24 protein-coding genes and 3 pseudogenes are annotated in these 19570 nt (G+C 73.1%); 13 read left to right on the forward strand and 14 right to left on the reverse strand.

The features are described 5' to 3' along the window. The first annotated feature begins 76 nt into the window (after positions 1–76). The 3 genes from Voc01_RS28255 (at position 77) to Voc01_RS28265 (ending at position 1853) form a co-directional block, all read left to right on the forward strand. Positions 77–934, forward strand: a complete 858-nt coding sequence (locus Voc01_RS28255; RefSeq protein WP_203930609.1) for an MBL fold metallo-hydrolase — start codon at positions 77–79, stop codon at positions 932–934. A gap of 128 nt (positions 935–1062) precedes the next feature. Continuing rightward, positions 1063–1449, forward strand: coding sequence for a MarR family winged helix-turn-helix transcriptional regulator (locus Voc01_RS28260; protein WP_203930610.1), 387 nt, complete (start codon positions 1063–1065; stop codon positions 1447–1449). After that, a complete protein-coding gene (locus tag Voc01_RS28265; RefSeq protein ID WP_203930611.1) occupies positions 1446–1853 on the forward strand; it encodes a carboxymuconolactone decarboxylase family protein in 408 nt (135 codons plus the stop codon). The genes Voc01_RS28260 and Voc01_RS28265 overlap by 4 nt, the downstream gene beginning before the upstream one ends. A 40-nt stretch (positions 1854–1893) precedes the next feature. Here Voc01_RS28265 and Voc01_RS28270 read toward each other — a convergent pair whose 3' ends face one another. From Voc01_RS28270 to Voc01_RS28280, 3 genes are all read right to left on the reverse strand, one after another. After that, positions 1894–2040, reverse strand: coding sequence for a hypothetical protein (locus tag Voc01_RS28270; RefSeq protein ID WP_203930612.1), 147 nt, complete (start codon positions 2038–2040; stop codon positions 1894–1896). 75 nt (positions 2041–2115) lie between these two features. Next, complete coding sequence (locus tag Voc01_RS28275) at positions 2116–3390, reverse strand: MFS transporter (RefSeq protein WP_203930613.1); 1275 nt, start codon at positions 3388–3390, stop codon at positions 2116–2118. Positions 3391–3394: 4 nt separating this feature from the next. Continuing rightward, positions 3395–4819: an FAD-dependent oxidoreductase gene (locus Voc01_RS28280; protein WP_203930614.1), complete on the reverse strand. Its 1425-nt coding sequence runs from the start codon at positions 4817–4819 to the stop codon at positions 3395–3397. Positions 4820–4912: 93 nt separating this feature from the next. On the opposite strand from Voc01_RS28280, the gene Voc01_RS28285 reads away from it, so the two are divergent. Next, entirely contained in the window at positions 4913–5290 is a 378-nt protein-coding gene (locus Voc01_RS28285; protein WP_203930615.1) for an ArsR/SmtB family transcription factor, read from the forward strand. Between the two features lie 54 nt (positions 5291–5344). Continuing rightward, positions 5345–5887, forward strand: a complete 543-nt coding sequence (locus Voc01_RS28290; RefSeq protein ID WP_203930616.1) for a GNAT family N-acetyltransferase — start codon at positions 5345–5347, stop codon at positions 5885–5887. Positions 5888–5898: 11 nt separating this feature from the next. Here the strand turns inward: Voc01_RS28290 and Voc01_RS28295 are convergent, their stop codons facing one another. Then, positions 5899–6222: an ArsR/SmtB family transcription factor gene (locus Voc01_RS28295; protein WP_239160544.1), complete on the reverse strand. Its 324-nt coding sequence runs from the start codon at positions 6220–6222 to the stop codon at positions 5899–5901. 68 nt (positions 6223–6290) lie between these two features. Between Voc01_RS28295 and Voc01_RS28300 the strand changes: the two genes are divergently transcribed. After that, a complete protein-coding gene (locus tag Voc01_RS28300; protein WP_239160545.1) occupies positions 6291–7337 on the forward strand; it encodes a flavin-containing monooxygenase in 1047 nt (348 codons plus the stop codon). Here Voc01_RS28300 and Voc01_RS53295 read toward each other — a convergent pair. The 5 genes and pseudogenes from Voc01_RS53295 to Voc01_RS28320 all read right to left on the reverse strand — a co-directional run. Continuing rightward, positions 7321–7619, reverse strand: a pseudogene (locus Voc01_RS53295) (arsenate reductase/protein-tyrosine-phosphatase family protein); the annotation flags it as partial. The gene Voc01_RS28300 and the pseudogene Voc01_RS53295 sit on opposite strands and share 17 nt — an antisense overlap. Positions 7620–7734: 115 nt before the next feature. After that, a pseudogene (locus Voc01_RS53300) lies at positions 7735–7917 on the reverse strand (ArsR/SmtB family transcription factor); the annotation flags it as partial. Between the two features lie 32 nt (positions 7918–7949). Continuing rightward, positions 7950–8591 carry a class I SAM-dependent methyltransferase gene (locus tag Voc01_RS28310; RefSeq protein WP_203930620.1) on the reverse strand — a complete coding sequence of 214 codons (642 nt, stop codon included), beginning with the start codon at positions 8589–8591 and terminating at the stop codon, positions 7950–7952. A gap of 15 nt (positions 8592–8606) precedes the next feature. Beyond that, positions 8607–9326, reverse strand: coding sequence for an ABC transporter permease (locus Voc01_RS28315; protein WP_203930621.1), 720 nt, complete (start codon positions 9324–9326; stop codon positions 8607–8609). 37 nt (positions 9327–9363) lie between these two features. Continuing rightward, a pseudogene (locus Voc01_RS28320) lies at positions 9364–10083 on the reverse strand (ABC transporter ATP-binding protein); the annotation flags it as partial. 82 nt (positions 10084–10165) lie between these two features. Here Voc01_RS28320 and Voc01_RS28325 point away from each other — a divergent pair. Beyond that, positions 10166–11380 carry a sensor histidine kinase gene (locus Voc01_RS28325; RefSeq protein WP_203930623.1) on the forward strand — a complete coding sequence of 405 codons (1215 nt, stop codon included), beginning with the start codon at positions 10166–10168 and terminating at the stop codon, positions 11378–11380. After that, a complete protein-coding gene (locus Voc01_RS28330; protein ID WP_203930624.1) occupies positions 11377–12033 on the forward strand; it encodes a response regulator transcription factor in 657 nt (218 codons plus the stop codon). The genes Voc01_RS28325 and Voc01_RS28330 overlap by 4 nt, the downstream gene beginning before the upstream one ends. Positions 12034–12076: 43 nt before the next feature. On the opposite strand, the gene Voc01_RS28335 is transcribed toward Voc01_RS28330, so the two are convergent. The 5 genes from Voc01_RS28335 to Voc01_RS28355 form a co-directional block, all read right to left on the reverse strand. Beyond that, positions 12077–12508 (reverse strand): SRPBCC family protein, encoded by a 432-nt coding sequence (locus Voc01_RS28335; RefSeq protein ID WP_203930625.1) that lies wholly within the window; start codon positions 12506–12508, stop codon positions 12077–12079. A 6-nt stretch (positions 12509–12514) separates the two neighbouring features. After that, complete coding sequence (locus tag Voc01_RS28340) at positions 12515–13708, reverse strand: RNA polymerase sigma factor (RefSeq protein WP_203930626.1); 1194 nt, start codon at positions 13706–13708, stop codon at positions 12515–12517. Continuing rightward, positions 13705–14046 (reverse strand): YciI family protein, encoded by a 342-nt coding sequence (locus Voc01_RS28345; RefSeq protein ID WP_203930627.1) that lies wholly within the window; start codon positions 14044–14046, stop codon positions 13705–13707. The genes Voc01_RS28340 and Voc01_RS28345 overlap by 4 nt, the downstream gene beginning before the upstream one ends. Beyond that, on the reverse strand, positions 14043–14537 hold the full coding sequence (locus tag Voc01_RS28350) for a VOC family protein (protein ID WP_203930628.1): 495 nt from the start codon (positions 14535–14537) through the stop codon (positions 14043–14045). Before Voc01_RS28350 ends, Voc01_RS28345 begins: the two co-directional genes overlap by 4 nt. 79 nt (positions 14538–14616) lie before the next feature. Beyond that, positions 14617–15894 carry a hypothetical protein gene (locus tag Voc01_RS28355; RefSeq protein ID WP_203930629.1) on the reverse strand — a complete coding sequence of 426 codons (1278 nt, stop codon included), beginning with the start codon at positions 15892–15894 and terminating at the stop codon, positions 14617–14619. Positions 15895–16016: 122 nt separating this feature from the next. Between Voc01_RS28355 and Voc01_RS28360 the strand changes: the two genes are divergently transcribed. The 5 genes from Voc01_RS28360 to Voc01_RS28380 all read left to right on the forward strand — a co-directional run bounded on the left by Voc01_RS28360 (position 16017) and on the right by Voc01_RS28380 (position 19560). Continuing rightward, positions 16017–16466, forward strand: a complete 450-nt coding sequence (locus tag Voc01_RS28360; protein ID WP_203930630.1) for a hypothetical protein — start codon at positions 16017–16019, stop codon at positions 16464–16466. Positions 16467–16547: 81 nt separating this feature from the next. Next, on the forward strand, positions 16548–17156 hold the full coding sequence (locus Voc01_RS28365) for a DUF305 domain-containing protein (protein WP_203930631.1): 609 nt from the start codon (positions 16548–16550) through the stop codon (positions 17154–17156). Between the two features lie 69 nt (positions 17157–17225). Beyond that, positions 17226–18608 (forward strand): LCP family protein, encoded by a 1383-nt coding sequence (locus Voc01_RS28370; protein WP_203930632.1) that lies wholly within the window; start codon positions 17226–17228, stop codon positions 18606–18608. A gap of 45 nt (positions 18609–18653) precedes the next feature. After that, a complete protein-coding gene (locus tag Voc01_RS28375) occupies positions 18654–19097 on the forward strand; it encodes a MarR family winged helix-turn-helix transcriptional regulator (RefSeq protein ID WP_203930633.1) in 444 nt (147 codons plus the stop codon). Next, positions 19081–19560 carry a hypothetical protein gene (locus Voc01_RS28380; RefSeq protein WP_203930634.1) on the forward strand — a complete coding sequence of 160 codons (480 nt, stop codon included), beginning with the start codon at positions 19081–19083 and terminating at the stop codon, positions 19558–19560. The genes Voc01_RS28375 and Voc01_RS28380 overlap by 17 nt, the downstream gene beginning before the upstream one ends. The last annotated feature ends 10 nt before the right edge of the window (positions 19561–19570 follow it).

Consider the following 19570-nt stretch of genomic DNA (forward strand, 5'->3'; position numbering starts at 1 on the left):
GTCCTCCGCGCGCAGGCCAAATGCTCTTGGCTCGGATGGTCTTGACTCGGATATTCTCGGGTCATAAGGTTTTGGCATGGTCATCACGCCTTTCCCGTACTGGACAGGTCGGCTGCCCGAGGCGACCCCGCCGGCGGACATGGCGCTGTACCGTCTGCCCACCGGCACATATACGACGCGGGCGTTCTTCGCCGTGACCGGAGGATCCGTACGGGACAAGCGTGACTTCGCGGCCACCGCTGTGCTCATCTCCCACCCGAAGGGCGACCTGCTCATCGACGCCGGGTTCGGCGAACACGTGGCGGAGCACATCACGATGCTGGCGCGCATGGAGCGCGCTCCCTACCGGCTCGGCCGCACCGCGGCGCAGCAGCTCGATGCGGCCGGCTACGACCGGTCCCGGCTGCTGGGCGTGCTCGTCACGCACGTGCACTGGGATCACGTCAGTGGCCTGGACTCCCTGCGGGTGCCGGTGTGGATCAACGAAGCCGAGATCCGCTACGGCGCCGACGACTCGCACGGCACGGTGTTCCGCGCGGTGTCCCAAGGCCTGGAGATCCGGACGTACACCTTCGACGGCTCGGAGTATCTCGGCTTTCCGGCGAGCTTGGACTTCTACGGAGACGGCTCGGTGATCGTGGCCCTCGCCGCGGGGCACACCCCGGGTTCCGTCGTCGTGTTCGTCACGCTGCCCACCGGGAAGCGGTATGCGTTCATCGGCGACCTCACCTGGCAGATGGACGGCATCTCCCGTGGTGCGGAACGTCCGTGGTTGATGCGCCGCGTCGCCGATGTCGACGCCAGGACCGTCCGGGTCGGCCTGCAGCGCAGCATCGCCCTCAGCCGCGTGTTGCAGGTGGTTCCGGCCCACGACGTCCCCGCGTACGACAGCATCCCGCTCCTGCCGTCCCGGTTCCCGGGCGTGACACTGTGACCATGCCTGCCTCACCCACCTCGGGCCGCCCCGACCAGACGATCGACGACGAGGCACCGCGGCGCCCCACTCTGGGACCGGGGCCCGACTCCGAGCTCACGTGGCTGCTCCACCGGGCGGCCCAGCGGATGCACGCACTCGTCGGCGCGGAAGCGGAACGCCACGGCCTGTCGCTGCGCGACCACATCGTCCTCAGCGCTCTGCACAAGACCGGCGATCTGACCCAGGTCGAACTCGGGCAGGCCCTCGGCATGGACAAGACGACTCTGACTGCGGAGATCGACCGGCTCGAGCGCATGGAACTCGTTTCACGGCGCGTCAACCCGCGAGACCGGCGGGCCCGCATCGTCGCCATCACCCCGAAAGGCGATGCGGTGCGGACGGCGATCGCTGCCGGCGCCGAGGCCCGTGAGGCCGACGCGGTCCGGTCCATCCCGGCGGCCGAGGTCGCACAGCTGAGACGGGCTCTCTACTCCATCATCGGCTCGGCCGAAGACCCGGGGTCGTGCATATGAACGCTTCCGAGGACGTGGCCGACCGCATCGCCGCCGGCCGCGCCGTGTACGCCCGCAACCTGGGCATGCCAGAGGACGAAGCCGAGAGCATGCTCGCGGCGCGCGCCGGCGCACAGTACGCCCGGGAGGCCTTTCTCGCGGCCGGCGGACCCGGTTGGTCCGGAACGGAACTGACCGACCGCGACCGCAGTGTCGCCGTTGTCGCCGCCCTCGTCGGCCAACACGTCGTCGATGCCCGCCTGATCACCTATCTGAACGCCGCACGCGCCGCCGGTGTCACGGACCAGGGCCTTGCCGAGTTGATGGTGCTGCTGACGGCCTACCTCGGTCAGCCGGCGGCATCGGCCGCCATGGCCGCCGTCCTGAGCACAGCGCGACGACCAGGCGCGGTCATCACCCACTGACGGCGGACCCCCGTCGATCAGACGGGGTCGAGGTGGGTGGTCAGCGTCCGTGGGACCACCGGAGCGCGTCGGTGCGGACGCGGTCGTGACGGGTCTGCGCGCGCTGCGCGGCGGTGGTGACCTCGGCACAGCGCTCGCAGAACTGGACGCCGACATCGACGGTGCGCCCTCGCCTGATCCGGAACATGGTGTGACTCCCTGGTTTCCGCAATCTGTTTAGATGAACATCTAAACAGTGACATCTGTTTAGATCATTGTCAATTTAGATGGATGCCGAATCAGATATCGGATCGCCGACCGGGGACGGGCTCGCCGCCCGCACGAGAATCCCGACGGCGGCGACGAGGCACGCCCCGCTGATGCCGAGCACGACCGGCGGGTAGCCACCGCCGGCCTGCAGGGCGGCGGCGCCGAGCGGCGCACCGGCGCGGGCCAGGGTGATGGGCACGGCGAGGCTGCCGGCGATCGTCGCGTAGGCCACGGTGCCGTACCGGTCGGCGAGCAGTGCCGGCGCGGCGAGACTGGCGATGCCGAACCCGAGTCCGAACGCCACGACCCCGACGACCGCGCCGGCCCTGCTGCCGCCCACGACGAGCAGGCTGAGGGCCGCGCCCGCCTGGACGGCGAAGATCGCGGCCACGACTGTGGTCGTCCTGATCCGACGCTGGACTCCGGTGAGGACGATCCGGCCGGTCACCGACAACACCCCCAGCAGGCCAACGACGGTGGCCGCGAACGTGACCGGGTGTCCGGCGTCGGTGAGCAGGCCGACGAGGTGGAATGTCATCGCGGTCATCGCCGCCCCGTGTGCGACGAACGCGACCGCCATCGCCCAGAACCGCGTGTCGGCGAGCGCCGCGCGGACGACGGCGGCGCGGGTGGCGCCGGTCGCCGCCGGTGGCGGTCCGTCGGGGTCCGGGCGCGGTCTCTTCGGGACCGCGAGAGCGTGCAACGGCACGGTGACGATCCCGTGCACGGCGGCCAGCACGAGCAGGGCCGTGCGCCAGCCGTGGCGGTCCACGAGAAATCCGGCCAGCGGCAGGAAGATGGCGCTGGCGAAGCCGGCCACGACCGTCACCGCGAGCAGTGCCTTCGCGCGGCGGGCGGCGCCGAACCACGACACCAGGACGGCGAACGCCGGTTCGTAGAGGACCATCGCGCCGGTGGCGCCGATCCCGACGAGAACGGCGTAGAGCTGCCAGACGTGCTGCGCCTGCGACCACGCCACGAGCAGCCCGGTCGCGACGAGCGACCCGGTCGTCATGAGTGCCCGGCCGCCGTGCCGGTCGAGCCACCGTCCGACGGGCACCGCCATCGCGGCACCGGCGAGGATCGCACAGGTCATCGCCCCGGTGACCGTCGCGGTCGACACCCCCAGCGTGGTGGCGATCGGCCGCATCAGGACGGCGAAGGAGTAGTACAGGACGCCGTAACCGACGGTCTGCGTCACCGCCAGCGCGGCGACGAGCCGCCAGCCACGGGCATGCGGCGGGCCGCCGGACCGAGGCCCGGCGGCCACCACCGGAGCGGGCGTCACGGTCTCAGCCGCAACAGCCGCCGTCCTTGCCGTCGGCCTTATCCGGTGACGACGCGACGGGCAGCAGGGCCAGCGGGGCGGACAGCAGCCCGCCCGCGATGCCGGTGGCCAGCCCCCGCCCGGCCGGTACCGCCTCGGCGGCCGGCGTTCCGCAGCAGCCGCCGCCCGCGTCGATGGTGTCGGTGTCGGGGACCGGGTTGCTGTTGCACACGCCGGTCTCGGGCAGGTCGAGCTGGACGTCGCGGGCGGCGTCCCAGTCGCCGGCCAGCGCGGCGACGACGGAGCGGGCCTGTTCGTAGCCGGTGGCGAGCAGGAACGTCGGTGCCCGGCCGTAGCTCTTGACGCCGATGGCGTAGTAGCCGGGTTCGGGGTGGGTGAGCTCGTCGACGCCGTGCGGGGGCACGGTGCCGCAGGAGTGCTGGTTCGGGTCGATCAGCGGCGCCAGCGCGCGCGTCGATCCCATGATGGGGTCGAGGTCGAGGCGCAGCTCCGAGGCGACGCCGTGGTCGGGCCGGAAGCCGGTCGCGGACACGATCCGGTCGACGGTGATGCTGTCGCTGCCGTCGGAGACCACGACGCGGCCATCGGTGACGGTCACCGACCGGACGCTGAAGTTGGTGACCAGTGTGATGGTTCCGGACCGCACGTGTTCGCGCAGCCGGCTGCCGAGGGCACCCCGGGCGGGCAGCGCGTCGGCGGCCTGGCCGCCGTAGGTGCGCGCCGGGCTCGCGGACCGGATCGCCCACACCACACCGGTTCCCGGCGCCTTGCCGGTGAGTTCGGCCAGGGACAGCAACGTGTTGGCCGCCGAGTGTCCGGCGCCGACGACGAGGGTCCGCTTGCCGGCGAACCGGTCCCGGTCGGCGCCGAGTACGTCGGGCAGCGCGTGCTCGACGAAACCGGCCGCAGCCGACTCGCCGTGGGCGGGGATGCCGGCGGCGCCGAGCACGTTCGGGGTGCCCCAGGTGCCGGAGGCGTCGATGACCGCGCGGGCGAGCACGTCCTCGCCGTCGGCCAGGCGGATCAGGAACGGCGCGGCGTCGCGTCCGGCGGTGCGGAGCCGGTCGAGGCCCAGCCGGGTGATGGCCAGCACCCGCGTGTCGTACCGCACGTGCGGCTTGAGCGCGGGCAGGTCGGCGAGCGGCTGCAGGTAGTCGTCGGCCAGCTGGCCGCCGGTGGGAAGCACGTCCGGGTCCGGTTCGACCCAGCCGGCCTCGGCGAGCAGCCGACGGGCGGCCGCGTCGACGTTGAACCGCCAGGGGGAGAACAGCCGCACGTGTCCCCACTGCCGCACCGCGGCCGCGGGTGTCCCGCCGGCTTCCAGGACGGTGAACGGGATGCCCCGTTCGGCCAGGTGCGCTGCCGCGGCCAACCCGACCGGGCCGGCGCCGATGACGGCGACCGGCAGGTCCTCCAGACGGATGCTCATGTGAACGTCCTCGCTGCCTCGATGTCGGTCTAACTTGACGATTGTCTAATCAGCAAGGTTGCAGGCTGTTTCGAGATCTGTCAACCTAGAGGAATGTCGAAACAAGGCTCGGGTCTGTCCCTCGCCGACCTGCCGGCCGAGCCCTGCTGCTCGCCGCTGGCCGAGGCCCGCATCCCGGCCGGAACCGCGGAACTGCTCGCGCCCGCGTTCAAGGCGCTGGGCGACCCGGTCCGCCTGCAGCTGATGTCGATGATCGCCTCGGCACCCGACGGCGAAGCCTGCGTCTGCGACCTGACCCCGGCATTCGACCTGTCCGGTCCGACGATCTCCCACCACCTCAGGACCCTGCGCGAGGCCGGCCTCGTCGACGCCGAACGCCGCGGCACCTGGGTGTACTACCGCGCCCGGCCCGCCCTGATGCGCCAGCTCGCCGCCCTGCTCGCCATCGAGGTTCCCGCCTCCGCGGTCTGACGCCCGGTCCGTAATCGGGTTGACGTGCCCGTGGGACGCTGCGACGGTCCCATGATGTTCATCCGACGCGAGCTCGCCCACGACGTGGAGGCGATCCGGGCGGTGACCGCGGCCGCGTTCCGGGGTCTTCCCTACAGCGCCCCGCCGGTGGAGCCCGGCGGTGATCCGGGCGAAGCGACGCTCGTCTCGTGGCTCCGCGCGGACGGGAGCTGGATCCCCGAGCTGTCGTTGGTCGCGATCGAGGATGACGCGGTGGTCGGGCACGTGCTCGCGACCCGCGCCCGGGTCGGTACCGGACCGGCTCTGGCGCTCGGCCCGGTCAGCGTGCTGCCGCACCGCCAACGGAACGGGGTCGGCTCGGCGATGCTGCATGCCGTTCTCGGCGCGGCCGACGCGCTCGGCGAGCCGTTGGTGGCGCTGCTGGGCAACCCGGACTACTACCACCGGTTCGGGTTCGTCGCGGCCGAGCGGTACGGCATCGACCCGCCCGACCCAGCCTGGGGGAGGAACTTCCAGGTCCGCACCCTCACCCGCTACGCCGGCCAATCTGGCCGGTTCCACTATCCCGAACCCTTCGACCCGAAGCGGTTCGGCTAGCGGCTTCCCTTTCACTCCTTCGACGTGGTCGCCCCGGACGGTGGTGGGCAGCAGCAGGCCAGGTAGCCCTGCAGCTCGGTGAGGCGGGCGCCGATCGAGGCGGGGTCGGCCCGGTAGCGGACGAGTTTGCCGTCGCGGGTCGACCGCACGAGCCCGCCGCGGCGCAGGATCGCCAGCTGCTCCGACGCGGTGGACTGCCCGAGGCCGCAGCATTCAGCGATCTCGCCGACCGTCAGCTCCCGTCCACCGGCGAACGCCGTCATCATCTGCTGACGGGTCTCGCTGGCCAGTGCCTTGAGGAAGTCACGGGCCGGCGCGTCCAGGGCCGTTGGCATGTCCATTCCCACAGTCTTCCTCACGACATCATTTCGTCTTCGTCCGATATGACGATATGTTAGCTCGCGTGACCACCCTGGACCTTGTCATCGTCGGCGGCGGTCAGGCCGGCCTCGCCACCGCCCGCACCGCCCGCACCCTCGGCCTGCGCACCCTGGTCCTCGACGCGTCCGAGCGGGCCGGCGGGTCCTGGCCGGGCTACTACGACAGCCTCACGTTGTTCTCGCCCGCCCGGTTCTCGTCCCTGCCGGGCCTGCCGTTCCCCGGCGACCCCGACCGCTACCCCCGCCGCGACGAGGTCGTCGCCTACCTCGACGCGTACGCGCGCCACCTCGACGCCGAGATCCGGTGGGGGCGGCGCGTCGTCCGGGTCACCCGCCACGACAACGGCTTCGTGGTAACGACCGACGACGGCGCCACCGCCGAAGCCCGTCTCGTGGTCGCGGCCTCCGGCGGATTCGGGACGCCGCACCGCCCCGACCTGCCCGGCCTCGACACGTTCGCGGGCACGGTCCTGCACTCGTCGCGGTACACGACGCCGCACGCGTTCGCCGGCACGCGGGTCGTCGTGGTCGGCGGCGGCAACTCGGCGGTCCAGATCGCCACCGAACTGGCGGAGGTCGCGACCGTCACCATCGCCACCCGGACACCGCTGCGGTGGCAGCGGCAACGCGTCCTCGGCCGCGACTTCCACTGGTGGCTCGACCGCACCGGCCTGGACACCTCGCCCCTCGGCCCGAAGCTCGTCAGGGGAGCGGTCCCGGTGATCGACGACGGCCGCTACCGGGCCGCGCTGCGCGCCGGCCGCCCGGACCACCGCCCGCTGTTCACCCACGTCGACGGCGACCGTCTCGTGTGGACGGACGGAGCCCGCGAACGCGTCGACGTCCTGATCCTCGCGACCGGGTACCGGCCCGGCCTCGCCTACCTGGGCGTCACCGGCACCCCCGCCCATCGCGGCGGCGTGTCGACCGACGTGCCCGGGCTGGGGTACGTCGGACTGGAACGGCAACGCAGCTTCGCCTCGGCCACCCTGCGCGGAGTCGGCCGCGACGCCACACACGTCCTCCGGACGCTGGTCCGCCAGCGGCGCCCGCTCACCGCGCGGCGCTGAGCTCCGACACCAGCGTCTCGACCCGACCCCGGATGTCGTCGCGGATCCGGCGGACGGCGTCGATGCCCTGCCCCGCCGGGTCGTCGAGGTCCCAGTCCAGGTACCGCTTGCCCGGGAAGACCGGACACGCGTCGCCGCATCCCATCGACACCAGCACGTCGGAGGACTCGGCCGTGGCGTGGTCGAGCTTGCGGGCGTCTGCGCGGTGATGTCGATGCCGACCTCGCGCATCGCCTCCACGGCGACCGGGTTGATCCGGTCGGCGGGTGCGCGTGCAGACGAACACGACCCGGTCGGAGGTCAGGTGCGGCGGTCCGAGCAGCGCCAGCGTGTCCGGCCGCAGCCGGAGGTATGTGCGGCGCCGGTCGCCTTCGGAACGGGTCCGCGCCACCAGGCCGGCCCCGTCGAGGACCTTGAGATGGTGGGCCACGAGGTTGGTCGCCATGCCGAGCTGTTCGGCGATCTCGCCGGGCGAGGCGTCACCGACCCGCAGGGCGTCGACGATCGCCAACCGGGCCGGATCACCGAGGGCGGCGTGCACCCGGGCCCGGACCTCCACGGAGGCAACCTCAGCGTCCATTGACTCAACTATCACTGAGTCAATGGCGGCGGTCAAGGGTCGCGTGACGCGGCTCCGCGGACCCGGGCGCGCTCGGCCCGGACGTAGTAGAGCCTGGGTCGGCGGGTGCCGGTCGCGACGACCCGCAACCCGGCCGCGGTGACCAGCGCGGTGACCCGTTCGACCACGTCGGCCGGAACGGAGTGGACGCTGAGCCGGCGTGCGAGCGGCCCGGACGCCGGCCGGAGGTCGACGATGAGCAGCCGGCCACCGGGACGCAGCACGCGGTGCATCTCGTGGAACGCCCCGGCCCGCAGGTCGGCGGGGATGTGGTGGACGGCGAGGCTGGCCACGACGAGGTCGAACGACGCGTCCGGCTCGGGGATCGCCTGCGCGCCGGCGACGTGGAAGTGGCAGCCGGACGGTGACACGCGGCGGGCGTGGGCGACCATCGGTGCGGACGGGTCGACGCCGACCACCGCCCCGTCCGCGCCGACCGCGCGGGCCACCCGTCGGGTCAGGTAGCCGGTGCCGCAGCCGACGTCGAGGACCCGGTCGCCGGCAGCGGCGCCGCTGAGGGCGACCAGGCCGTCGAACACCGGGCGGCGGAAGCCGGCGAAGGCGACCGTGGCGGCGACGTCGTACAGGCGGGGATGGTGCAGCTCGCCGCCGCGGCCCCTGCGCGTGTGTCCCATCGGGGGTCGCTCCGGTCAGGCGATGTCGCGTCGACGGGTGACGACGGCGGCCGCCACGCCGACGGCCGCGACGTAGGCGGCCAGGAGGACGACGGCGCCCCACTGCGGGAGGCCGTCGCCTCCGGACGGCAGACCGCCGAGGGCGGCACCGGCCGCGAAGGGCAGCCACTGGGCTGCGTCGGACCCGATGAGGGCGGCCACGACGGCTTCGACGAGGGCGAGCCAGGCCAGCGACCCGGTGATCGCCGCGGTGACGTTCGGGACGAGCGCGCCGATCCCGACGCCGAGGGCGGCGAAGGCGACGTTCCACGCGACGCAGCCGGCGATGGTGCGCCACAGACGGGGGTCCGACCAGTCGACCGTCACGTCGGTGACCGCCGCCGCGACGGCGACGGACGCGACGGCGGTGATTGCGCCGACCGCCCCGAAGACGGCGCCCGCTCCGGTGTACACGGCGAGCTTGCGTGCGAGCACGCGGCCGCGGTGCGGGCTGGTCAGGTAGGTGTCGGTGATGGTGCGGTGCCGGTGCTCGCCGGCGACGGCCATGATGCCGAGGACGAGGGTGAACAGGGCCACCAGCCCGAGGTGGGCGGCGCCGGCCCGCACGATCGTCGGGTCGGTGCGGTCGCCCGTGGTGAACGGACCGGCGACGCCGGCCACGATCACGAGCTGTGCGACGGCGAGCAGGATCCACGGTGTGCGGATGGTGCGCAGCTTGAGCAGTTCAGCGGACATCGGCGGTGCCTCCGACCAGGGTGAGGAACGCCGTCTCCAGCGGCCCGTCGAGGCCGTCGAGCGGACCGGCGTAGCGCAGCGAACCGTCGTGGACGATGACGAGGTGGTCGACGGTCTGTGCGACCTCGGACAGGACGTGGCTGGAGAACAGCACGGTGCGGCCCTGCGCGGCGAGGTCGCGGAGCAGGCCGCGCAACCAGGCCATCCCGGCGGGGTCGAGGCCGTTGGCCGGCTCGTCGAGGATGAGCACCTGCGGGTCGCCGAGCAGGGCGGCGGCCAGGCCGAGGCGTTGGCGCATGCCGAGGGAGTAGCCGCGCACCCGCCGGCCGGCGGCGTCGGTGAGGCCCACCCGGTCGAGGACCTCGTCGACCCGGCCGGCGGGCAGACCGGCGGCGCGGGCGGCGACCCGCAGGTGGTCGCGGCCGCGGCGGCCCGGGTGGAACCCGGTGGTCTCCAGGACGGCGCCGACCGCGCGGCGCGGCTGTGGCAGGTCGTCGTAGCGGTGCCCGCCGATCAGGGCCTCGCCGGCGCTCGGGCGGACCAGGCCGAGGATCATCCGTAGCGTCGTGGACTTGCCGGCGCCGTTGGGGCCGAGGAAGCCGGTGACCTGTCCGGCGGGGACGTCGAAGGTGAGGTCGCGGACCGCGGTGACCGGTCCGAAGCGTTTGCTCAGCCCGCGGGCCGAGATTCCGTCGTGTCGCACGGTGACCGACGATTCCGCAGCCGGGCCGCCGCTGTCGTCACGCCGTGGTGGCATCTTGCACGTACCGCGGCCGCGGTACGGGCCGTACCCCCGTGGCGGGACGCCACGAAGCGGTGGTCGCTCGTACCGTGAACGCATGACGACGCTGGGCGCGCTGCGGCACGGGGTGCACCACGCACTGCACGACGGGGTTCGTGAACGGGCGCACCGGTTCGCGGCCCGGCCGGTCCGCGCCGACGCGCTGATCGCGGCGGTCATCCTGGGGGTGACGCTGGTGACCGCGACCGCGGGGCCGCAGGCGCGCCCGCTGAGCCCGCTCGCGCTGGTGTCGGCGGTGGTGGCCGGTGCCGTGCTGGTGCTGCGCCGTCGGTACCCGTTCGCGACGCTGCTGGTCAGCGCGTTCGCGGCCGAGGTGTTCCTGGCCCACCACGACGGACGCAACGGGCTGCTGCTGCTCGCCGCGCCGCTGGTGGCCCTGTCGACGGTCGCCGAGCGGGCCACCCGGATGCGCGCCGTCCTCGTGGGCGGGCTGGTCGTGCTGGCCATCGGCGTCACGCACGTGTGGTTGAAGCCGGCGCTGCTCGGCGCGGAGAACCTGGCCCTGGCGGCGTTCGGGGGCCTGGCGGTCGCGGCCGGTACCGCGTCGCGTCACCGCCACGCCTTTCTCGCCGAGGCGCGTAAGCGGGCCGACCGCGCCGAGGCCGACCGCGACGCCGAGGCCCGGCGCCGGGTCACTGAGGAGCGGCTGCGCATCGCCCGCGACCTGCACGACGTCATCGGCCACCACCTGGCGCTGATCCACATCCAGGCCCGGGTCGCCGCGCGCGCGATCGACAGCGCGGGGAGCCCGGCCGCGCAGGCGCTCGACCACGTGTGCGCGGCGAGCAAGGCCGCGCTGACCGACCTCGGTGACACGATCGGCCTGCTGCGCCAGGACGGCGACCCCGCCGACCCCACCGTGCCGGTGTGCGGGCTCGACCGCGTGGAGGACCTGCTGGCCGCGTACCGACGCTCCGGCCTCGACATCGCCGTGACCGCGACCGGGGCGGTCCGTCCGCTGCCGGGTCCGGCGGACCTGACCGCCTACCGCGTCCTGCAGGAGTCGCTGACCAACGTGTGCAAACACGTGGGGCCGACGTCGGTGGCGGTCACCCTCGCCTACCGGGACGACGGACTGGAGCTGACCGTGGAGAACCCGACCACCGGCGCGGTGCCGGGTCTGCCGGGGCACGGCCACGTCGGGATGCGCGAACGCGTCGGAGCGCTTGGCGGCACGTTCACCGCCGGCCCGGTCGCAGACGCGGCCAGCGGCCGGTACCGCGTCACCGCCCGGCTGCCGTACGCCGCATGACGATCCGGGTGGTGCTCGCCGACGACCAGCCCCTGGTGCGGGGCGGGTTCGCCGTGTTCGTCAACGCCGCGCCCGACATGTGCGTCGTGGGCGAGGCCGGCGATGGGGAGCAGGCCGTCGATCAGGCCCGCAGCACGACGGCGGACGTGGTGGTGATGGACATCCGCATGCCGAACCTGGACGGGTTGGCGGCCACCCGTCGCCTCACCGCCGAACTGCCCGACGTCCGGGTGCTGATCCTCACGACGTTCGAGGTCGACGAGTACGTGTTCCAGGCGCTGCGCGCGGGCGCCAGCGGCTTCCTCGGCAAGAACGCCGAACCCGACGAGCTCATCGACGCGATCCGGCTGGTGCACCGGGGCGAGCAACTGCTGTCGCCGGCTGCCACCCGTGCGTTGATCGGACGCTTCCTGCGCCAGCCCGACCACGACCGCCCGACAGCCGACCTCGCGAACCTGACCGGCCGCGAACGCGAGGTCGTCGCGCTCGTCGCCACGGGCATGTCCAACGACGACATCGCCCGTCACCTGGTGGTCAGCCCGCACACCGCGAAGACGCACGTGAACCGGGCCATGTCCAAGCTCGGCGCCCGCGACCGCGCCCAACTCGTCATCGCCGCGTACGAGGCCGGCCTGGTACGCCCGACGACCTGACGGCGCGGCAACGGCGACACGGCGGGCGGCCGCCTCGCACGGCTCACCCTTCCAGGCGCCGCTTGAGGGCAGCCAGGTTCGCCGGCATCTCCTTCTCCGCTTCCCGCCGGACGACGAGCGGGACCAGGACCTTGCCGATGCCGTGGCCGGTGAAGTCCACCGAGATGGTGAGGCGGGACCGTTCGTCGGCGAGCGGCTCGACGCGGAGGTCGACGGTGGCCCGGATGGGTCCGTCGGTGCCGCGGACACCCCAGGTCGCCGGTGGCTCGACGTGGGTGATCTCGGAGGTGCTGGAGCGGTTCGCGCCGCCGATCCGGCGGGTGGTCATGCACCGTGTGCCGACCGCGGGCGGGCCCTCCAGGTGCCCGTCGACGACGCCCTTCTGCCACTCGTGGAACCGGGCGGGGTCGGTGGCGTAGGCGTACACGTCGCTGGCGGATCGGTCCACGTCGATGCTGGTGACGATCGGTGCCATCTGTGGTCATCTCCAAGAGAGTCGGTGCCGGAGAAGGGACTGCTCGGCGGGGTTGGCGGTGCGGGCGAGGGCGCGGATGTCCGCTTCGCGGGCCTCCCCGGTGCGGCCCAGGGCGCGGAGAAGCTCGGCGCGGGTGGCGTGCAGAAGGTGGTAGTCGTCGAGCTGGCCGGCCAGGGTGTCCACTTCGGACAGTGCGGCTTCCGGGCCGGCCACGTAGCGGTAGGCGACCGCGCGGTGCAGCCGGGTCACCGGCGACGGCGCGAGGTGCAGCAGCATGTCGTACAACACGGTGATCTGGGCCCAGTCGGTGTCGTCCCACCGTTCGGCCTCGGCGTGACACGCGACGATGGCCGCCTGCAGCTGGTAGGGACCGGGGCGCTTGTGGGACGCGGCGCGGGCGATCAGGTGGCCCGCGTCGGCGATGGCCGCGTGGTCCCAGCGGGTCCGGTCCTGGTGCGGGAGCTGGATGATGTCGCCGTTGAGGTCGAACCGCGCCGCGGCACGGGCGCGGTGCAGCCGGATGAGCGCGAGGAGCCCGGCGACCTCCGGCTCGGTGGGCATCAGGTGGTGCAGCATCGCGGCGAGGAACTCGGCGTCGTCGGTGAGATCACGGGACCCGGGTGCGGCCCCACTCGGCAGGTAGCCCTCGTTGAACAGCAGGTAGATGACCGCGAGAACCTCGGCCAGCCGGCCGGCGAGCTCGTCGGACGCCGGTATCCGGTACGGGATGCCGGCGTCGCCGATCTTCTTCTTGGCGCGGGTGATGCGCTGCCCGACGGTGGCTTCGGGGACGAGGAACGCCCTGGCGATCTGGGCGGTGGTCAGCCCGCAGACGACGCGTAGCGTCAACGCGACCTGGGCGCTGCGCGGCAGGGCCGGGTGGCAGCAGGTGAAGACCAGCCTCAGCCGGTCGTCGGGTTGTGGCTCGGTGGGCCAGGTGACGAGGGCGAGCTTGTCGCGGTGACGGACCTCCCGGCGGATGGCGTCGAGGCCGCGGCGGCGGGCCACGGTGAACAGCCACGCGTCGGGCCGGTCGGGGATGCCGTCGACGGGCCAGCGGGTCAGAGCCGCCTCGACGGCGTCCTGGACGAGGTCCTCGGCGGCGGCGAAGTCGCCGACCAGCGGCACCAGGGACGCGGCGAGCCGGCCCGCGTGGTCGCGGACCACGCGGACCAGCTCGGTGTGGGTCGGTGGGGTCAAGAGGCGATCGGCCGGATCTCCACGACCGGGCAGGCCGGCCACGAGCGGGCGATCCGCAGCGCCTCGTCGAGGTCGGCGACGTCGATCTCGGCGTAGCCGCTGACGACCTCCTTGCCCTCCACGAACGGGCCGTCGGTGACCAGCGGCTCGCCGCCCTCCAGCCGCACCGTGGTGGCGGAGTCGGCGGGTAGGAGGTGGGCGTGGTGGGTGATCCTGTCGTGGTTGTCGACGAACCACTGCTGGACGCGAGCGTAGGCGCGGTCCCGCTCGGGGCCGTCCATGGCCGCCAGGTCGGCGGCGAACTGCTCGGTCTCGACGAACATCAGCACGTACTTCACGGCGCTCCTCCGAACTCAGCTCCTCCGAACATCTGTGCCATCCGCTTGCCCAGCTCTTCTCCGCTGACATCCTCGACGTGCGAGGCGACCGTCCAGCCGTGGCCGAACGGGTCGATGATGAACCCGTCCCGGTCACCGTAGAACTGGTCCTCCGGCGCCCGCTTCACGGTGGCGCCGAGCTCGACGGCCCTGGCCAGGGTGGCGTCGACGTCCTCGACGTAGATGAACTGGAACACGGGACTGCCGGGGAGTCCGCCGGCGGGTGGGGCGGTGGTGCCCGTGTGTGGGTTCTCGTCCTCGACGATCAGTACCGAGTCGCCGATCTCGATCTCGGAGTGGACGATGGTGCCGCCCGGGCCGGGCATGCGCATCCGCTCGGTCGCGCCGAAGACCTCGGCGTAGAACTCCAGCGCCTTGGCGGCGCCCCGCACCACGAGGCAGGGCGTCACCCGGCGGTAGCGGTCCGGAATCGGGTTGGGCCTGGCTGTCATGTGTCCTCTTTCGCTCGGGTCCCTTCACCGGATAGTCGATCGGCGGGAGCCGCGATCCGACACCGGCGCGAAAGTTCTGTCAGCCCGGACCCGCCGAGTCCACGACGGGAAACTCCCGGCGCACCTCCGCCAGGAACTCCGCGCGCCGGGTGCCGAACGTGGTGGTCGCCGCCCACAGCGCTTCCAGCGCCGCCTGCAGCGGATCCGGCCCGGCGGCGGCCGCCAGCGCCGGCACCGCCATCGCCACCGGATTCACCGGGGCGTCGAGCATCGCGCCGAGCGACGGGGCCGCGCCACGTCCGCGCCGGGCGAACGCGACGATGCGGTACCCGCCGGGCTCGTGCCCGCCGGCCTCGTGCCGGTCCGAGATCCGCGCGAACAGCGCGGCCGGGTCGGTGAACTCGGCGGGGAGAGGGCGACCGTGCCGCAGCGCCGTCCACGCCGGGGCCAGCCAGTCGAGGTCGGCGATGCCGGCGTGGGCGAACGCCCGCCGGGCGGCCCACACCGCGATCTCCCGCTGGACGGCATCGTCGGCCCCGGCCACTCCGTCGACCAGGTCGCGGTCCAGGCGTGCGATCCCCTGAACGTTGCCCACGACGCGGCGCAACCGTTCGCCCGGCGGGCGCCCACCCCAGCGCCGCGCCTCGTCCCGCCGCCGGTACTCCTCCGCGCGCCGCTCCTGCTCCTGCCGCTCACGCCGCGCGGCCTCGACCTGCTCCCACAGCGAGGGCGGCGCCGGCAGGGCCGACGCCCAGTCGTGCCAGTAGCCGGCGGCGCGGCTGGTCCGCAGGACGATCGCGTCGGGACGCGGGAAGCCGTCGACCGGGCCGCCGCCCGGACCGCCGCCCGCGCCGTCGGGCGCATCGTCCGGCCAGAAGCACAACAGGTACCGGTCCGGCCGCTGGTCCATGTACGTGTAGTCGTCGTCCTCCAGCGTGTCCGGGTCGAACCCGCCGAACGGGTCACGCCCCTCGTCCATGCCGGCGGCGCAGTACCGGACGCGGAAGGTGGGCAGCGGGCCGGTCTCGGGCCCGTCGGGGATCAGCGGCAACGGTGCCAACGTGCCGTCGCCCCAGGGCACCAGGTCCACCGTCGCGCCCCGCGGCACGAACGGCGCCTCGACCACCTCCTCCCACTCATCAGCGGCGGCCGGCGGTTCCCGCTCGTGGAGCTCGACCCGCAGCCGCACCCGGCCGGAATGCGTGCCGGTCATCAGGAACAACGCGCCGGGCTCGCCGGCGCCGCAGAGGCCGTTCACCTGTCCGGCGAAGGCCTTCGTCATGTCCGGCAGTTCCCGGCTGACCACGTAGAACTGTCCGTAGGCGACCGGGACCACGTCTTCGAAAAGCACCCGCATCCGACCGATCCTGCCACCGCAGAACTGCTCGCCCCGGGCAGGCTCGGCCCGGTTCACGGACCGCTCCGCGGACTCTCTACTGTGGATGGACCCGCGCGGTGGGAGGTGAGGGTGTGTCGAGCATGACGGCCGGAGCGCTTCGGCTGCTGCTGCTCGCCCTCCTCAGCATCGGCGTGATCGGCATGCACACCGTCGGTCACGCCAGCGACCACACCTCGGGACCGTCCGGCCACCGCGCTGACGCGGCCGTGACGCCGGAGGGTGACGTTCCGCGGCTGACGGACGCCGGCCACCCGTGCGACGGCACCTGCGGCGGTGGCACGGTGCCCGTGGGGGCGGTCCGGTCGGGCCCGGACCCCGATCCCGCCCCGGTCGGCGCCGGTCTGCTGGTCGTCTGCCTCGCGGTGCTGGGTGGACTCGGTGTGCTGGCGCTGCTCGCCGGCGCGCGTGCCGCCCGGCGACCCGGGGCCCGACCGGCCCGGGTGGATCCGGCCCACCCGACCCGGGCCGCATCTGCCCCCGTCCCTCGATTCCCGATGCGTCTCCTCGATGTGGCGGTGCTGCGGACATAGGCCGACCGCACCGGATCGTCGCACTGCGCGGATCCGGTCCGTCGACACCCGCAAGCCCGTTCCACGAGAGGATTTTCCGAGATGAACCGCACTGTGGTGCGTCGTGTTCCGCTGCCCGTCACCGTCACGGCGGTCCTTGCCCTGGCCGCCGGATGCGGCGGTGACGGCATGGGCGGCATGGACCACGACTCCGGCTCGGCCGCGCAGACCACCGCGACCGCCGGCAGTTCGTCGGCGGCGTTCAACGCCGCCGACGTCTCCTTTGCCCAGAACATGATCGTGCATCACCGGCAGGCCGTAGAGATGGCCGATCTCGCCGCGACACGCGCCGCGGGAGCCGAGATCAGGACGCTGGCCGCCCAGATCAAGGCCGCGCAGCAGCCGGAGATCGACACGATGACCGGCTGGCTCACGGCCTGGGGACAGCCCGTCGAGCCGGCGGGCGGCCACGGTGGGCACAGCATGCCGGGCATGATGTCGACCGCGGACATGGACACGCTCAAGGCCGCGAACGGTGCGGCGTTCGACACGCAGTTCGCGCGGATGATGATCGATCACCACAACGGTGCCATCGACATGGCCCGTGAGGTGCAGAGAAACGGCAGCAGTCCCGAGGTCAGGAAGCTGGCCGCCGACATCGAGAAGACCCAGCAGGCCGAGGTGACGGCCCTGCGGAGGTTCGTCGGCTGAGCCGGGGCCACCGGTGACGGGGTCGCCGGTTCGCTCAGGTCCGGCCGCGAGCTGTCGATCGGGACCGGCATGCTGGCGACCTCCGCACCGGCTGTGCCGGCCGGTCGCGCGGCACGGCGAGCCGAGCTCCGGGCCGACTTCCGTTCGCGGCTGGCTGCGGCCGGCATGGACGAGTTCGTCGACCTGGACGAGGTGGTGGCCCCGGACCGGCCGAGCGACCCCGGGTCCGGCCCGTGGCGTCCGGTGGCCGTGGTGGCCGTGATGCTGCTGACCGTCACCGTGGCGCTGGCGGCCGGCGGCGTCTACCTGTTCCAGCGGTACACCGCGTCGATCGGCCAGGAGCCGTTGCTGGGGGCGGCTGCCGTCGGGACCCCGGGCCGGGGCTGGTCGGCCGCCGGCGACGCGGTCGAACCGGCGGGCGGTCCCGGCAGCGGTGCGGCCGGGAGCCACCGCGGCGGTGCGGCCGGTGGTTCCCGCGGTGGCGCGGCCGGGGCGGGCGCCGGTCGGGGACGCGGTACGAACATCCTCCTCGTCGGGATCGACCAGCGTGCCGGCTCGCCGGCGACCGACGTCCGGGCCGACACGATCATGATCGCCCACATTCCGGCCAGCCGTGACCGGGTGTACCTGGTGTCCATCCCGCGTGACAGCCGCGTCGTCGTTCCCGCCTACCCCCGCGCCGGCTTCCGTGGCGGCGTGGACAAGGTCAACGCCGCGTACCGGATCGGCGCACGCGCCGGCGGCCGGTCGGGCGGTCGCGCCGGCGGCGTGGAGCTGCTGGGGCTGACGCTGCGCGCCCTGATGGGCGTCGGATTCGACGCGGCCGCGATCGTCGACTTCGAGGGTCTGCGCGCGACGGTCGACGCTGTCGGTGGCGTCGAGATGTGCGTCGACGAGGAGACCACGTCGATCCATGTCGGCTGGGACGTCGCCACCGGGCGGCAGGGCGTGCCGTACACGCTCGAGGCGCCCCACCACGACTCGCCGCGGCCGGTGCCGGGCATGCGGGCACAGGTGTACCGGGTCGGCTGCCAGCATTTCGCCGGGTGGCAGGCACTGGACTACGTGCGCCAACGCGAGCTGATCCCCGACGGTGACTACGGCCGCCAGCGCCACCAGCAGCACCTGATCCGGGCGCTCGCGCAGAAGGTGACCGCACGGGGACTGGTGCGCGACCCGGTCGCCGCCGACAGGGTGTTGCGGGCGCTGGGCGGCAGCGTCACCTTCGACGGCAACGGACGGGCTCCGAGCGACTGGATACTGGCCTTCCGCCACCTCGAGGCCAGCGCTGTCACCCTGGTCAGGACCAACGGCGGCCGCTTCGCCAGCCAGGTCGTCGATGGCAGGTCCTTCGAGATCCTCGGCGACACGGCGGGGGAGTTGTTCGCCGCGATGCGCACGGACACCGTCGCCGACTTCCTGACCGCCCACCCGGACTGGGCCGGGCGGTAGCCGAAGTAGTTGTATGGCCGAACCATAAGGTTGTATGGTCGAACCATGTCGGGAACGGACGATGTCGCCGCCGCGCAGGAGGCGTTGCAGCGGTTCGTGCGCAACTTCGGTCTGCACCAGCCGGGGCGCACGCCCTGCGGTCAGCCGCTGCCGGTCTCGGAGGCCTACGCCGTGGCCGAACTGCACCGCGAGGGCCGGCTGCGTCAGGCGGAACTGGGTCGTCGGCTGCGGCTGGAGAAGAGCACCGTCAGTCGCCTCGTCGCCAACCTCGTCAACCGGGGATGGGTCCACCGGCACGCCGCCGACGACGACGGGCGGGGGGTCGAGCTCGACCTCACCGACGCGGGCGCGGTTGCCGCCGCGAAGCTGGCGGCCGCCCGGCAGGACAAGTTCGCGGCCCTCCTCGACCGCGTGCCCGACGACCACCGTGCCGCGCTCGTCGCCGCACTTCACCTGCTCGCGGAGGCGACCGATGACCCGAACCCGTAATGCCGTGCTGGCCGCCGCCGCGTCCCTGGCGCTCGTCGCCGGGTGCGGCGACAGCCCCGACCGGCAGGCCGAGGTCGCCGCGAAGGGCGCGTCGGTCATGCCCTTCGACCTCGAACGCACCACCCACCGGTTCGCCCGGACGGAGACCGGCGGCGTGCAGACGGTCGTCGCCGACAACCCGGCCGACACCGGGCAGATCACCCTGATCCGCCAACACCTGCGGCTCGAGACCGACCGGTTCAGCCGGGGCGACTACACCGACCCGGGTCGCATCCACGGCGACGACATGCCCGGTCTCGCCGCCCTCCGTGACGGCGCCGCCCGCATCACCGTGACCTACCGGGACGACCCGGCCGGCGGGGTGATCACCTACACGACCACCGACCAGGCGCTCGTCACCGCGCTGCACGCCTGGTTCGACGCGCAGGTCTCCGACCACGGACAGCACGCCGAGCACGGGTGAGCACCGCCCG

This window comes from Virgisporangium ochraceum (genome assembly GCF_016863655.1).
Lineage (GTDB): Bacteria > Actinomycetota > Actinomycetes > Mycobacteriales > Micromonosporaceae > Virgisporangium > Virgisporangium ochraceum.

What these genes read in the sequence shown, in the direction of transcription:
- Voc01_RS28255 (WP_203930609.1), top strand. Translation starts at nt 77, where the DNA reads ATGGTCATCACGCCTTTCCCGTACTGGACAGGTCGGCTGCCCGAGGCG.
- Voc01_RS28260 (WP_203930610.1), top strand. Translation starts at nt 1,063, where the DNA reads ATGCACGCACTCGTCGGCGCGGAAGCGGAACGCCACGGCCTGTCGCTG.
- Voc01_RS28265 (WP_203930611.1), top strand. Translation starts at nt 1,446, where the DNA reads ATGAACGCTTCCGAGGACGTGGCCGACCGCATCGCCGCCGGCCGCGCC.
- Voc01_RS28270 (WP_203930612.1), bottom strand. Translation starts at nt 2,040, where the DNA reads ATGTTCCGGATCAGGCGAGGGCGCACCGTCGATGTCGGCGTCCAGTTC.
- Voc01_RS28280 (WP_203930614.1), bottom strand. Translation starts at nt 4,819, where the DNA reads ATGAGCATCCGTCTGGAGGACCTGCCGGTCGCCGTCATCGGCGCCGGC.
- Voc01_RS28285 (WP_203930615.1), top strand. Translation starts at nt 4,913, where the DNA reads ATGTCGAAACAAGGCTCGGGTCTGTCCCTCGCCGACCTGCCGGCCGAG.
- Voc01_RS28290 (WP_203930616.1), top strand. Translation starts at nt 5,345, where the DNA reads ATGTTCATCCGACGCGAGCTCGCCCACGACGTGGAGGCGATCCGGGCG.
- Voc01_RS28295 (WP_239160544.1), bottom strand. Translation starts at nt 6,222, where the DNA reads ATGCCAACGGCCCTGGACGCGCCGGCCCGTGACTTCCTCAAGGCACTG.
- Voc01_RS28310 (WP_203930620.1), bottom strand. Translation starts at nt 8,591, where the DNA reads ATGGGACACACGCGCAGGGGCCGCGGCGGCGAGCTGCACCATCCCCGC.
- Voc01_RS28315 (WP_203930621.1), bottom strand. Translation starts at nt 9,326, where the DNA reads ATGTCCGCTGAACTGCTCAAGCTGCGCACCATCCGCACACCGTGGATC.
- Voc01_RS28325 (WP_203930623.1), top strand. Translation starts at nt 10,166, where the DNA reads ATGACGACGCTGGGCGCGCTGCGGCACGGGGTGCACCACGCACTGCAC.
- Voc01_RS28330 (WP_203930624.1), top strand. Translation starts at nt 11,377, where the DNA reads ATGACGATCCGGGTGGTGCTCGCCGACGACCAGCCCCTGGTGCGGGGC.
- Voc01_RS28335 (WP_203930625.1), bottom strand. Translation starts at nt 12,508, where the DNA reads ATGGCACCGATCGTCACCAGCATCGACGTGGACCGATCCGCCAGCGAC.
- Voc01_RS28350 (WP_203930628.1), bottom strand. Translation starts at nt 14,537, where the DNA reads ATGACAGCCAGGCCCAACCCGATTCCGGACCGCTACCGCCGGGTGACG.
- Voc01_RS28355 (WP_203930629.1), bottom strand. Translation starts at nt 15,894, where the DNA reads ATGCGGGTGCTTTTCGAAGACGTGGTCCCGGTCGCCTACGGACAGTTC.
- Voc01_RS28360 (WP_203930630.1), top strand. Translation starts at nt 16,017, where the DNA reads ATGACGGCCGGAGCGCTTCGGCTGCTGCTGCTCGCCCTCCTCAGCATC.
- Voc01_RS28365 (WP_203930631.1), top strand. Translation starts at nt 16,548, where the DNA reads ATGAACCGCACTGTGGTGCGTCGTGTTCCGCTGCCCGTCACCGTCACG.
- Voc01_RS28370 (WP_203930632.1), top strand. Translation starts at nt 17,226, where the DNA reads ATGCTGGCGACCTCCGCACCGGCTGTGCCGGCCGGTCGCGCGGCACGG.
- Voc01_RS28375 (WP_203930633.1), top strand. Translation starts at nt 18,654, where the DNA reads ATGTCGGGAACGGACGATGTCGCCGCCGCGCAGGAGGCGTTGCAGCGG.
- Voc01_RS28380 (WP_203930634.1), top strand. Translation starts at nt 19,081, where the DNA reads ATGACCCGAACCCGTAATGCCGTGCTGGCCGCCGCCGCGTCCCTGGCG.